Genomic DNA, 13,481 nt, shown 5'->3' with positions numbered 1-13,481 from the left:
AACGCTTCGCCAAGCGTTTTGGCCGCAACAACAAAGGGCCGCTCATGCTCTCCTTCGATACGTTGAAAGACCAGGTTGCCGATGGCAGCGTCGATACCGTCCTCGCATGCCTCGTGGACATGCAGGGCCGCCTGATGGGCAAACGGTTCCACGCCGGGCATTTCATCGCCAGCGCCTGGGAAGAAACCCATTGCTGCAACTACCTGCTGGCCACCGATCTCGAGATGGCCACGCCCGAGGGCTTTGCCTCGACCTCTTGGGAGCAGGGCTATGGCGATTATGTGATGAAGCCCGATCTCACAACGCTGCGCCCGGTGCCCTGGCTCGAAGGCACGGTGATGGTGCTGTGCGACGTGCTCGACCACCACACGCATGAACCGGTGCCGCATTCGCCGCGCGCCATGCTCAAGAAACAGCTCGCCCGGCTCGACGCCATGGGCTTTGACGCGATGATGGCGACCGAGTTGGAATTCTTCCTCTTCGAGAAGAGCTTTGAAGAGCTGCGCAAGGACGGCTACCGCGATCTGCAGCCCTATTCCGGCTATAACGAGGATTACAACATCTTCCAGACCACCAAGGAAGAGCATGTGATGCGCCCGATCCGCAACCATCTGTGGAACGCGGGCATTCCCATCGAGAATTCCAAGGGCGAGGCCGAGGCCGGTCAGGAAGAGCTCAACATCAAATATGCCGCGGCGCTCGACACCGCCGATTACCACACGATCGCCAAACATGCGGTCAAGGAAATCTCGTGGCAGCAGGGCCATGCCGCGAGCTTCCTGCCGAAATGGCATCACGACAAGGTCGGCAGCTCGAGCCATGTCCACCAATCGCTGTGGAAAGAGGGCAAACCGGCCTTCTATGACGCGAACGACCCGCTCGGCATGAGCGAGCTGATGAAACATTACATGGCGGGCCTGCTCAAATACGCGCCCGACATGACCTATTTCTTCGCGCCCTATATCAACAGCTACAAGCGTTTCGTCAAAGGCACCTTCGCGCCGACGCGGATCATCTGGTCGGTGGACAACCGCACCGCGGGCTACCGGCTCTGCGGCGAAGGCACCAAGGCGGTGCGCGTCGAATGCCGCGTCGGCGGCTCGGACATCAACCCCTATCTCGCCATGGCGGCCCTGCTCGCCGCGGGCATCGCCGGGATCGAGGAAAAGCTGAGCCTGCCCGCCCCGTTCAAGGGCGACGCCTATGGCGAGGACACCGGGCTCATCCCCGGCAATCTGCGCGACGCGCGCGAGGCGCTTTTGGGGTCTTCCATGCTGCGCAAGGCGCTGGGCGAGGAGGTGGTGACGCATTACGCCCGCGCTGCCGAGGTCGAGCTCGAGGATTTCGACCGGATCGTTACCGATTACGAACTCAAGCGCGGGTTTGAACGCGTCTGACACCTGCCCCGCCGTGCCGCGCCCGACGCGGGCGGCGGGGCCCCCTACTGGCAAGATCAAGGGCGCCCTTCGCGCCCCTTTCGACAATGAGGACAAGATGAGCACTCTGGAATGTATTTCGCCCATCGACGGCTCGGTGTTCGCCACGCGCGACACGCTGAGCCTGGCGCAGGCCCGCGACGCCGCCGACCGCGCCCGCATGGCCCAGGCGGTCTGGGCGGCCCGGCCGCTGCAGGAACGCATTGATCTCGTGATGGCAGGCGTTGCCGCCGTCGGCGCGATGAATGACGAGATCGTGCCCGAACTTGCCCATATGATGGGCCGCCCCATCCGCTATGGCGGCGAATTCGGCGGCTTCAACGAACGCGCGAGCCATATGGCCAAGATCGCCGCCGAAGGGCTGGCCGATATCGAGGTGGGCGAAGACGCCAGTTTCAAACGCTATATCAAGCGCGTGCCGCATGGCGTGGTCTTTGTCGTGGCGCCGTGGAACTACCCCTATATGACCGCGATCAACACCGTGGCCCCGGCCCTCATCGCGGGCAATAGCGTGATCCTGAAACACGCGACCCAGACGCTTCTGGTGGGCGAACGCATGGCGCAGGCCTTTCACGCGGCGGGCGTGCCCGATGACGTGTTCCAGAACGTCTTTCTCGACCATGACACGACCTCGGCGCTCATCGCCGAACGGGCGTTCGATTTCGTCAATTTCACCGGCTCGGTGGGCGGCGGTCGCGCCATGGAACGCGCGGCGGCGGGCACCTTCACCGGCGTCGGCACCGAACTTGGCGGCAAGGACCCCGGCTATGTGATGGAGGATGCCGATCTCGATGCGGCGGTCGACACGCTCATCGACGGGGCGATGTTCAACTCGGGCCAATGCTGCTGTGGCATCGAACGCATCTATGTGCATGAAAGCCTCTATGACGCTTTCGTGGAAAAGGCCGTCGCCGTGGTGCAGGGCTATACGCTCGGCAATCCGCTCGACCCGGAAACCACCATCGGCCCGATGGCACATGTCCGCTTTGCCCGCGAAGTGCGCGACCAGATCGACGAGGCGCTCGCCGCCGGGGCCGTCGCCCATATCGAAACCATGGCCGCCGATGATGGCGCCGCCTATCTCACGCCGCAGATCCTCACCAATGTGACCCATGACATGCGCGTCATGCGCGACGAAAGCTTTGGCCCGGTGGTCGGCATCATGAAGGTGCGCGACGATGCCGAGGCGGTGGCGCTGATGAACGATAGCGAATTTGGCCTCACCGCCTCGCTCTGGACCGCCGATCTCGACCGCGCCCAGCGCGTCGGCGATCAGATCGAGACCGGCACCGTCTTCATGAACCGCGCCGATTATCTCGATCCCGGCCTGTGCTGGACCGGTTGCAAGAACACCGGGCGCGGCGGCGGCCTGTCGCTGATCGGCTATCACAACCTGACCCGTCCCAAATCCTACCATCTCAAAAAGGTGACATCATGACCCTCACCGGAAACTGGTCCTATCCGACCGCGATGAAATTCGGCCCCGGCCGCATCAAGGAACTGCCCGAGGCCTGCGCCCAGGCGGGCATCAAGAAGCCCCTGCTGGTCACCGACAAAGGCCTCGCGGGCCTGCCGGTCACGGCCCAGGCGCTCGACATTCTCGAGGCGGCGGGGCTTGGCCGCGCCATGTTCTCCGAGGTCGATCCCAACCCGAACGAGAAAAATCTCGACGCGGGCGTCGCGGCCTATAAGGCGGGCGGCCATGATGGCGTTATCGCCTTTGGCGGCGGCTCCGGGCTCGATCTGGGCAAGATGGTCGCCTTCATGGCCGGTCAGACCCGGCCGATCTGGGATTTCGAGGATGTGGGCGATTGGTGGACCCGCGCCGATGCCGAGGCCATCGCGCCCATCGTCGCCGTGCCGACCACCGCCGGCACCGGCTCGGAAGTGGGCCGCGCCAGCGTCATCACCAATTCCGAAACCCATGTGAAAAAGATCATCTTCCACCCCAAGGTGCTTCCCGCCGTGGTGATCTGCGACCCGGAACTGACCGTGGGCATGCCGAAATTCATCACCGCAGGCACCGGGCTTGACGCTTTCGCCCATTGCGTCGAGGCGTTTTCGAGCCCGCATTACCACCCGATGAGCCAGGGCATCGCGCTCGAAGGGATGCGCCTGGTCATCGACAACCTGCCCCGCGCCTATGCCGACGGCACAGACATCGAGGCCCGCGCCAATATGATGAGCGCCGCCGCCATGGGGGCCACCGCCTTTCAAAAGGGTCTCGGCGCGATCCACGCCATGAGCCACCCGATCGGCGCGGTGTTCAACACCCATCACGGCACCACCAACGCCGTCTGCATGCCCGCCGTGCTCGAGCTCAACGCGCCGCTGATCAAGGACCGGTTCGATCTCGCCGCCTCCTATCTCGGCATCGAGGGCGGGTTCGACGGCTTCCGCCGCTTCGTGCAGAGCTTCAACGACAGCCTCGGCATCCCGCGCAGCCTGACCGAACTCGGCGTGACCGAGGACCGGCTCGAGGACATGGTCGCCATGGCGCTCGAAGACCCGTCCTGTGGCGGCAACCCGGTGCCGCTCACCACCGACAATCTGCGCGCCCTGTTCAAGGCGGCGCTCTGACGCGACACGGGGCCCCGCGCCACTGCGTCAGTGCTGAAACGTGAAGCGCCCCCGGATGTCCGGGGGCGCTTCTTTTTGTCGTGAGTGATGGTACTTGTTACGCAGGCTTAGCCCTTGGGGCCGCCTGTCTCACCTATATCCCAGAAGACGCCCGCCATGACCTCGAGAGAGCTGCGGCAGACGGATTTCAACACATGCTCATTCGGCGCATGTTGCGAGCAGCCGCGATAGGAATGCGGCACCCAGATGGTCGGCACACCGAGAATATCGGTGAAACTGTCGTTGGGCAGCGACCCGGCGAGGTTCGGCAGCACATGCAGATCGCCGCCGCTGGTCTTGCGGATCGAGTTGCCGACGAACTCGGCCCAGGGGTGATCGGGATCAAGGCGCGTCGCGGCGAAAAACCCCCGGTCATGCGGCTCGATCCGGACATTGTCGAACCCGGCCCGGTCGAGATGACGGCGCAGCGCGGGGATCACATCCTCAGGGTCGGTCCCCACCACATAGCGCAGCTGACAGCTCGCCCGCGCCCAGCCCGAGATTGCGTTGACCGGCGCATCCGGCACGCCCGACACCATCGCCAGCACCGCAAAGCTGTTCCAGCCAAAGACCCGCTCGGCGGGCGTCAGGCTCTCTTCGCCCCAGTTGGGATCGACCGCCGGGCCATCGCCCCCCGCCACCGGCAAATCGCGCAGCGCGTCGCGGATCTTGTCGGTGAGACTGTCGGGCCGCCATTCCGGCACCTTGATCTGGCCACGCCGGTCGGTGATCTCGGCCAGCGCATGGGCGAGGATCATCGCCGGATCGGCCAGAAGCCCGCCCCAATTGCCCGAATGATGCGCGCCCTCATGGGTCTCGACGATGAGATCAAAGGTCGTGCCGCCGCGCGAGCCCATGAACATCGTCGGCACCTCGGGCTGCAGCCGCGGCCCGTCCGAGGCGATGAGAACATCCGCCGCGAGCCGGTCTTTATAGGCCGCGAACACCTCGGGCAGCCCGGACGAGCCCACCTCTTCGCTCATCTCGATCACGATCCGCAGGTTAAAGCCAAGGCTACCGCGCACCGCCAGCACCGATTCCAGCGCCGCGATATTGATCAGATGCTGCCCCTTGTTGTCGGCCACCCCCCGGCCATAGAGCCGCTCGCCCTCTTCGACGAGCTCCCAGGGCTGCAGCCCGTCGCGCCACATATCATCCTGCCCGCGCACCGTGTCGCCATGCCCATAGGTGAGCACCATCGGCAGGCCCTCGCCCTCGCGCCGCTCGCCAATGAGCAGCGGCCCGCCACGCGGATCCGGGTTGGCGATGATCTCGCAGTCAAAGCCCAGCTTGCTCAGCCGGGGCAGCATCGCCTCGTCGAGATAGCGGCGCAGCTCGGCCGCCGCCTCGGGCGCGGGGTTCTGGCTCTCGCTGCGATAGGTGACGAGCTCGGCAAGCTCGCTTTGAAACGCGCCCCTGTCGTAATAATCGGCGACATGGGCAAGTGCGGCGTCTCTGGTCATGGTTTCTCCAATCAGTCTTCCAATGCGGCGTCGCCCCAGGGCGACATGATCTCGGTACAGCCGGTGTTCACCGCGCCCTGCCGCATGACCCCCGCCGGGCAGGCAAAGGCATAGGGCAGCACGGTGCGGCGCGTGGTTTTCATCGGCAGCACCTCGCCGAGCGCCGCCAGCACATCCTCGTCCAGCGTCTCATCGGCGATGATCTGACCGCCGCCCGACACATCGATGCGCGGATTGTGAAAGGCCCCGGCAATATCCATGCCGCCATCGACGACAAAAGACGCGAGCTGCGACACCGCCGAGACGATCTTGCGCCCGCCCGACGCGCCAATGGCAAAGCGCTTGTCGCCCACCGCGCCCAGCACCGGGCAGACATTCATCAAACAGGATTTGTCCGGGCCGAGCGAATTGGGTTTGCCCTGCTCGGGGTCGAACCACATGATGCCGTTGTTCATCAGGAACCCGGTCGAGGGCGACACCACACGGCTGCCAAAGATCGACAGAAGCGTCTGGGTATGGGTCACCATATTGCCGGCCCGGTCGACCACCGCGAAATGCGTGGTGCATCCCGGCGCTTCCGGCACTTCGCCCGTGTCACCCATCTTGCCCAGCCGCTCGGCATAGGCCTGATCGAGCGCCCGCGCATAGGCCGTATAGGCCTGCGCCGGGGTCGACATATCGACGGCTTCGAGCTCTTCCATCACGCGGGCAAAGGTCGGCCCCGCCGTCAGCCCCGGCATCACATGATAGAGCGCATCGCGATATTTGACCGGCGTCGCCGCGCCCATCCAGGCGCGATAGCCCTTGAGGTCCTCATAGCTGAGCGAGCCGCCTTTTTCCTGCACATCGCGCGCCATGGCCTGCGCCAGATCGCCCTCGTGAAAGGCCCGCGCCCCGCCCCGCGCCACAATGTCGAGACTGTCGGCCATCCGCGACTGATCGAGACGGTTGTCGGGGATCGCGGTCCAGCCCGAGCCCTTGGGCCATTGCCCGTCATCAAGGAACATCGCCGCCGCATCCGGGTCCTTGGCAAGCTCGCGCGCGGTCGAGGCGATGATCAGCGCCGCATACCAATCGACGAGCATCCCCTGCCGCGCATGGGCCACCGCCGGCGCGACCAGCTCGGCCCAGGGCATCTTGCCCCAGCGCGCATGCGCCTGGCCCAGCCCTTCGACCGTGCCCGGCACCGCAATCGCTTTGGCCCCTTGGACGTTGCGATCCTCGGTGACCCGCTCCCATGGGAACAGATCGCCAGCCTTGCCCTCGCCCGAGAGAGGATAGTCCTCGACCCGCAAACCCTTGGGCGAGCGCATGCCGAAATTGATCGCCACCGCCTCGCCGCTGTCGGCGCGCCAATGCACCGCCGCGCCGCCGCCCGCCGGGCCGCTCATCCATGGCTCGAGCACCCCCACCACAAAAGAACAGGCGACCGCCGCATCCACCGCGTCGCCCCCGGCGCGCAGCACCTCGGCCCCCGCCTCTGCGGCGAGCCGGTGCTGTGATGCCACCACGCCCCCCTTTGTTTCGATCACATGTTTCGTGGTGTGCTGAGACGAAGAGAGCGCGTGCGACATGATTTAAGCGGCGTCCTTGTTGTACATGGGACTTTCGGGATCGTGCAGATGACATTCGACATGGCCCGCGGGCGTGTCGATGGCGCGCGGGGCCTTGGCCGCGCAATGATCCGTCGCCATCGGGCAGCGCGGATGAAAGGCACAGCCAGAGGGCGGGTCGATCGGGTTGGGATAGGTGGCACCCAGCGCGGTCTCCGGCACGCCCAGCCCCGGCTCAGGCGTGAGCACCGAATTGAGCAGCGCCTTGGTATAGGGGTGTTTCGGCGCTTCAAAGAGATCGGCCACCGGCGCCTCTTCGACGATCCGCCCAAGATACATCACCGCCACCCGCGTCGCCAGATGCTCGACCACCGCGAGGTCATGGCTGATGAACAGATAGGTGAGGCCAAACTCGCGGCGCAGCTCGCCCAGCAGGTTGAGGATCTGGCTCTGCACCGACACATCGAGCGCCGAGGTCGGCTCGTCGCAGATGACGATCTCGGGCCGCATGACCAGCGCCCGCGCGATGGCGACCCGCTGCCGCTGCCCGCCGGACATCTGGCTCGGATAGGTGTTCATCACCCGCTGCGGCAGACCCACCACATCGAGAATATCCTTCACCGCCTTTTGCTGGCTGGCGCTGTCGCCGATCTTGTGGACCCGCAGCGGCAGCGAAATGATGTCATAGATCGACTTGCGCGGGTTGAGCGAGCTGTAGGGATCTTGAAAGATCGGCTGCAACCGGCTCGCCAGCGCGCGCCGGTCAAGCCCATCGAGAGGCTCGCCATCGACCAGAACCTGCCCCGATGTGGGCGCTTCCAGCCCGAGCAAGAGCTTGGCCATGGTCGACTTGCCACAGCCGCTCTCGCCCACCAGGCCCAGAACCTCGCCCTTGTCGAGCGACAGGCTCACCTCATTGACCGCCGTCAGCGGCTTGCGCTCGCCAAAGAGACCCTGCTTGACGGTATAGGTCTTCTTGACCTTGTCGAGTTTGAGAACGGGCTCACTCATACGGGCTCTCCTTCGGCGGTCTCGGCGGAGCGGGCCCCGTCGGGATGGATACAACGGAAACGATGCGCGGCATCGCCATGATGCGGGATGGCCTCGCGGCAGGCCGGCTGCGCATGGGCGCAACGGGTGCGGAAGGCACAGCCCGTGACCTCGCCGATGAGCGACGGCACGATGCCCGGAATGGTGCCGAGCGGCGCGCCGCGTTCGGTCTTGCCGGGCTGCGGGATGCAGCGCAGCAGGCCGCGCGTGTAGGGATGGCTCGGCGCGGCAAAGATGTCCTTGGCCGGACCGGTCTCGACCAGCTCACCGGCATACATCACCGCCACCTTGTCGGCGACCCGCGCCACCACGCCGAGATCATGGGTGATCAGGATCATCGCCATGTTCATCTCTTTGGTGAGATCGACCAGGAGCCGCAGGATCTGCGCCTGAATGGTCACATCGAGCGCCGTGGTCGGCTCGTCCGCGATGAGAAGATCCGGCTCGCACATCAGCGCCAGCGCGATCATCACCCGCTGCCGCAACCCACCCGAGAGCTGATGGGGATATTGCCCCAACCGGCTCGCCGCGGCGGTGATGCCGACCTTTTCCAACAGTTCAATCGCCCGCTCGCGCGCCTTGGCCTTGCTGACCCGGCGGTGCAGCCGCAGGGTCTCGATCAGCTGATCGCCGATCGTATAGGCCGGGTTGAGCGAGGTCATCGGTTCCTGAAAGATCATCGCCATGCGGTTGCCGCGCAGATCGCGCATCACCTTGGGCGAGGCGCTGCGCAGATCGGTCTGGTCAAAGCGCATCTCGTCGGCCTCGCGCTTGATGCCCTTCGACAGAAGGCCCATCACCGCCAGCGAGGTGAGCGATTTGCCCGACCCGCTTTCGCCCACGATCGACAGGGTCTCGCCCCGCTTGAGATCGAAATCAATACCGCGCACCGCATGCAGGATACCGCTCCCCGTGGGGATGGTCAGCGTCAGGTTGCGCACACTCAGAAGCGTCTCTTCGGTCATGGCTCAGCTCCGTCCTTCGGGGGCGGTGACGTCACGCAGACCGTCGCCCATGAGATTGATCGCCAGCACCAGAAGGAACAGCACCGCACCGGGGATCAGCACCAGCCAGGGCTCGAACAGCATCATGTTCTTGCCCTCGCTCACCATCAGACCCCAGCTCGGGGTCGGCGGCTGCACGCCCAGCCCGAGAAAGCTCAGCGCCGCTTCGAGCAAGATCGCATGGGCCATCTCGAGGGTGATCACCACGATCAGGTTGTTGAAGATATTGGGCATGATCTCGGTCAAGAGAATGCGCGGGGTCGAGGCACCGATCACCTGCGCCGCCGCCACGTAATCGCGCCGGCTCACCTGCAGGGTCGAGGCCCGCATCACCACCGCGAACCGGTCCCAGAGCAACAGCCCCAGCACACAGATCACCACGGTGAGCGACCCGCCAAGGATCGCCACCACCGCCAGCGCCACGAGAACCACCGGCATCGCGAGGCGCACGTTGATGAGAAAGGTCACCACCGCATCGACCTTGCCGCCGAAATAGCCCGCCGCGACGCCCATCGCGGTGCCGATGACACCGGAAATCAGCGCCGCCACCGCCCCGATCAGAAGCGACACCCGCGCGCCATAGATCAGACGGCTGAGGTAATCGCGGCCCAGATGGTCGGTGCCGAGCGGATGCTCCCATGTGCCGCCAAGGAATACGGGCGGCGCCATGCGTTTCATCAGGCTCTGCGCATAGGGATCATGCGGCGCCAGCACCGGCGCGAGGATCGCCACCAGAACCAGCAGGCCAACGATGCCCATGCCAAAGATGAGGCCCTTGTGCCCCCGCGCCCGTGCCTTGAGCATTTCGCGCGGGGTCGGCCCTTGGATTTCCGCCGTGAGGGGATCTGTCACATCACTGCTCATATCAGCTACTCCGCATACGGGGGTCGAGCCAGGCGTTGAGAACGTCGGCCAGGAAGGTGAAAACGATGTAGAACATCGAGAAAACGAGGATCAGCGCCTGCACCGTCGGCAGGTCATTGCGGGCGATGCTCTCCCAGGCGAGGTATCCCGCGCCATGCAGGGCAAAGACGCTCTCGACCACGATCGAGCCACCCAGCATAAAGCCCATCTGCACCGCCGCGAGGCTCACCACCGGGATGATCGCGTTGCGCAGCGCGTGTTTGAACAGAACCCGGCCCTCGCCCGCGCCCTTGGCCCGTGCCGTGCGGATGTAATCCGAATTGAGAACATCGAGCATCCCGGCCCGCGTCAGCCGCATGATGGCGGGCATCGCGTAATAGCCCAGCACCACGGTCGGCATGATGAAATGTTTCCAGCTCGCGGCCCCCGAAGGCGGCAGCCAGCCGAGCGTGATCGAAAAGATCACGATCAGGATCAGACCGAACCAGAAGGACGGCATCGCCTGCCCGGCCACTGACAGGAACAGCGCCACCCGGTCGATGAGTGAATTGGGCCGGATCGCCGCCACCACGCCCAGCGGCACGGCGGTCAGCAGCGCAAAGCTGATGCCACAGACACCGAGCAGCATGGTCACCTGCAGCCGCTCCGCGATGAGCGAGGCCACCGGCAACTTGAAATAGTAACTTTCCCCGAAATCGCCCTGCACAGCAGACAAGAGCCATTCGCCATATTGCACCAGCATCGGCCGGTCGAACCCATAGAGCCGCCGGATCGCTTCGACATCTTCGCCGCTGGCGGTCTCGCCCGCGAGCGCCGCCGCCGGATCACCCGACAGGAAGAGCAAAGAGAAGCTGATGAAACTGACGGTAAAGGCCACAAGCAACGCGAGGCCCAGACGTTTCAGGATGAAAGGTAACATTTGATAAACCTCGAACTGCACATGACACCACCCGCCGCCTGGCCCTTGGGGCCAGACCTGAAGAGAGGCATCACATGGTCAGGGGATAAGGGGCGCGACCAGGCGCGCCCCTCGCGGTTTGGATCTTACTTCCAGCTCATGTCGACGAACCGCAGCACCTCATCAGGTGTCGGGGTGTAATCGACCTCGCCGGTGAAGACGTAGTTGGTGTTATAGGTGAACATCGGCGCCCAATAGGCCTCTTGGGTGATCTTCTGGATCGCCTTGGTGTAATACTCGATCCGCTCGTCCGGGTTGGTCGAGCTGTCGGCCACGTTGAGCCATTCGAGCACCTCATCGTCGCGCGTCGAATCGAGCGCGCCGTGCTTGAAGAACTGGCTGACCATGGCCGAGGCGTCGTTGATCGAATAGCTGCCCCAGGTCTGGAACGAGATCGGCACTTCGCCATTCATGTTGAGCTCACGCAGCGCCGAATATTGCAGCATCTTGAAATCGGTCTGGATGCCCACGGCGTTGAGATAGCTGGCAATCGCCTCGGCATATTGCCGGTCGCGATAGGCGTAGAACTCGATGGTGAACCCATCGGGATAGCCCGCCTCGGCCAGCAGCGCCTTGGCCTTCTCCGGATCGTACTCATATTCGGTCACGTCCTGGATACAGCCGAACTGGCTCGGGAAGCAGGGGGTATAGACCACCTTGCTCTTGCCCTTGAGCAGCGCATCGACAAGCTCTTGACGGTTGATCGCGTGGTTGATCGCCTGACGTACCTTGAGCTTGGTGAACGGGTTGTCCTCACCGCTGCGACCGGCCGAATCCATCTGCAGGTAACCGACCCGCATGGTCGATTCATTGGCGACGGTGAACTGGTCCATCGTGGCGAGCTTTTCCGCCTGGTCCGACGGCACCTGCCAGATCAGATCGAGCGAGCCCGAGAACAGCTCGGCCATCTGCGTGTTCACATCCGGGATGGTGCGGATGTCGATCTTGGCAATCTCCGGCTGGCCCTTGGGGCTGTCGTGATAGCTCTCATTGGCCTCCAGCACGAAATGCTGGCCCGGCACCACTTCGGTCACCTTATAGGGGCCGGTGCCCACGGGCTTGAGCCCCATGCCCGAGGGGCCGGCTTCGGCGTAATATTCATTCGGGTACATCGACACCGGACCCGACAGGAATTCGATCGCCGCCGGGAACTTGTCCTTGAGCAGGATGCGCACGGTGTAATCATCGACCTTCTCGGCCGATTTCATCCAGTTCACATTGCGCTGCGTCTTGACGCCGTTTTCTTCCTTGGCGACGTAATTGACGGTGAACACCACGTCATCGGCGTTGAACGCTTCGCCGTTGTGGAACGTCACCCCTTCGCGCAGCTTGAGCTCGAGCGTGGTGTCGTCGATCCACTCCCAGCTGGTCGCGAGGTTGCCGATATATTCGTTGGTCTCGGGATCGCGATAGATCAGACCGTCCCAGATCGCCCGCTGCAACACGACGCCTTCGCGCGACGAGTTGAAATAGCTGTCGACGTTCTCGAGCTCTTTGGTGAAGGCCACGTTAAGCGTGCCCGAGGCCTTGTCGGCCAGGGCAGGCATCGCGGTGCTGGCAGCCAGCGCAGCAATGGCAGTGGTCTTGAAAAGGAAAGTTTTCATGTCGGCTCCCTGTGGGTGGCAGTTTTTTGACGGGATGCCGAGTATCACTATTTGACACACAGCATCGTTATATGATCAAGTTAAGCGGAAGAGTCCCGCACCCGTCAAGGGTTTTTGCGGATCATGTCGGGGCTCAATTGGGGGGAGACTTAAAATATGGGCGAAGAAACCGCGCAAAAGCACAGCTCACTTTACGCAGGCACGCTGGCCAAAGGGCTGAAATTGCTCCGCGCTTTCGACGAATCTCATGCCAGCCTGTCGCTCTCGGAACTGGTGCAGCGCACCGGGCTGCAAAAAAGCGCGGTTCAGCGCCTCGCCCACACGCTTCATGTCGAAGGCATGCTCGATCGCGATAGCGCGACCCGGCGATTCCGTCCCTCTCATGCCTGGCTCGAACTGGCCTATGCCTATTACTGGTCCGATCCGATCATCGCCCGGGCGCTGCCGAAACTGGTGGAACTGTCGCAGCAGATCGGCGAGACGGTGAACCTCGCGCAGATGTCTGGCAATCACATCATCTACGCGCTGCGCCTGCCCTCGCAGCGCACCCATTTCGCCGCCTCCATCGTCGGCCGCCGGGTGCCCGCGCTCTGCACCGCCTCGGGCCGGGTGATGCTCTCGACCTGGGCCGAAGAGGACCGCTGGCAGGCGGTCGAAACCTAGGAGGTGCACCCCTATACGCATAAGACGATCACCGACCGCGACGCGATCAACGCCGATATCGTCGAATGCCGCCGCAACGGCTATGCGCTCACCCGCGATCAGGTGATCCTCAATGAAATCAGCCTCGCCGCCCCGATCACCGGCCCCGGCGGCCGCTCCGAGGCAGCGGTGCAGGTCTCGGTCTCCGGGCTCAGCTATGATTTCGACGAGGTCCGCGCCCGCATCCTGCCCGCCGTGCTCGACACCGCCAATGGCATCCTCGCCTAA

At 64.1% G+C, this 13,481-nt stretch carries 10 protein-coding genes and 1 pseudogene; 4 read left to right on the top strand and 7 right to left on the bottom strand.

The window, feature by feature from the left end; genetic code table 11:
• Window positions 1-44: 44 nt before the first annotated feature.
• From ISM_RS11260 to ISM_RS11250, 3 genes are all read left to right on the top strand, one after another.
• Complete coding sequence (locus ISM_RS11260) at window positions 45-1,397, top strand: glutamine synthetase family protein (RefSeq protein ID WP_040618488.1); 1,353 nt, start codon at window positions 45-47, stop codon at window positions 1,395-1,397.
• Between the two features lie 97 nt (window positions 1,398-1,494).
• Entirely contained in the window at window positions 1,495-2,874 is a 1,380-nt protein-coding gene (locus tag ISM_RS11255; RefSeq protein ID WP_040618036.1) for an aldehyde dehydrogenase family protein, read from the top strand.
• Window positions 2,871-4,016, top strand: a complete 1,146-nt coding sequence (locus tag ISM_RS11250; RefSeq protein WP_009814292.1) for an iron-containing alcohol dehydrogenase — start codon at window positions 2,871-2,873, stop codon at window positions 4,014-4,016. The genes ISM_RS11255 and ISM_RS11250 overlap by 4 nt, the downstream gene beginning before the upstream one ends.
• 107 nt (window positions 4,017-4,123) lie before the next feature.
• Here the strand turns inward: ISM_RS11250 and ISM_RS11245 are convergent, their stop codons facing one another.
• The 7 genes from ISM_RS11245 to ISM_RS11215 all read right to left on the bottom strand — a co-directional run bounded on the left by ISM_RS11245 (window position 4,124) and on the right by ISM_RS11215 (window position 12,551).
• Entirely contained in the window at window positions 4,124-5,518 is a 1,395-nt protein-coding gene (locus tag ISM_RS11245; protein WP_009814291.1) for a M20 family metallopeptidase, read from the bottom strand.
• An 11-nt stretch (window positions 5,519-5,529) separates the two neighbouring features.
• Window positions 5,530-7,092, bottom strand: coding sequence for a gamma-glutamyltransferase (locus ISM_RS11240; protein ID WP_009814290.1), 1,563 nt, complete (start codon window positions 7,090-7,092; stop codon window positions 5,530-5,532).
• 3 nt (window positions 7,093-7,095) lie between these two features.
• On the bottom strand, window positions 7,096-8,082 hold the full coding sequence (locus ISM_RS11235; protein ID WP_009814289.1) for an ABC transporter ATP-binding protein: 987 nt from the start codon (window positions 8,080-8,082) through the stop codon (window positions 7,096-7,098).
• Complete coding sequence (locus ISM_RS11230; RefSeq protein WP_009814288.1) at window positions 8,079-9,086, bottom strand: ABC transporter ATP-binding protein; 1,008 nt, start codon at window positions 9,084-9,086, stop codon at window positions 8,079-8,081. Before ISM_RS11230 ends, ISM_RS11235 begins: the two co-directional genes overlap by 4 nt.
• Before the next feature lie 3 nt (window positions 9,087-9,089).
• Complete coding sequence (locus tag ISM_RS11225; RefSeq protein ID WP_009814287.1) at window positions 9,090-9,989, bottom strand: ABC transporter permease; 900 nt, start codon at window positions 9,987-9,989, stop codon at window positions 9,090-9,092.
• A 1-nt stretch (window position 9,990) separates the two neighbouring features.
• Window positions 9,991-10,908 carry an ABC transporter permease gene (locus tag ISM_RS11220; protein ID WP_009814285.1) on the bottom strand — a complete coding sequence of 306 codons (918 nt, stop codon included), beginning with the start codon at window positions 10,906-10,908 and terminating at the stop codon, window positions 9,991-9,993.
• 125 nt (window positions 10,909-11,033) lie between these two features.
• Window positions 11,034-12,551: an ABC transporter substrate-binding protein gene (locus ISM_RS11215; RefSeq protein WP_040618035.1), complete on the bottom strand. Its 1,518-nt coding sequence runs from the start codon at window positions 12,549-12,551 to the stop codon at window positions 11,034-11,036.
• 156 nt (window positions 12,552-12,707) lie between these two features.
• On the opposite strand from ISM_RS11215, the pseudogene ISM_RS11210 reads away from it, so the two are divergent.
• A pseudogene (locus ISM_RS11210) lies at window positions 12,708-13,481 on the top strand (IclR family transcriptional regulator).

It is taken from the genome of Roseovarius nubinhibens ISM, assembly GCF_000152625.1.
Classification (GTDB): domain Bacteria; phylum Pseudomonadota; class Alphaproteobacteria; order Rhodobacterales; family Rhodobacteraceae; genus Roseovarius; species Roseovarius nubinhibens.
The sequence above is the reverse complement of the archived record's forward strand: the minus strand, read 5'-3'. Positions and strand labels throughout refer to the sequence as shown.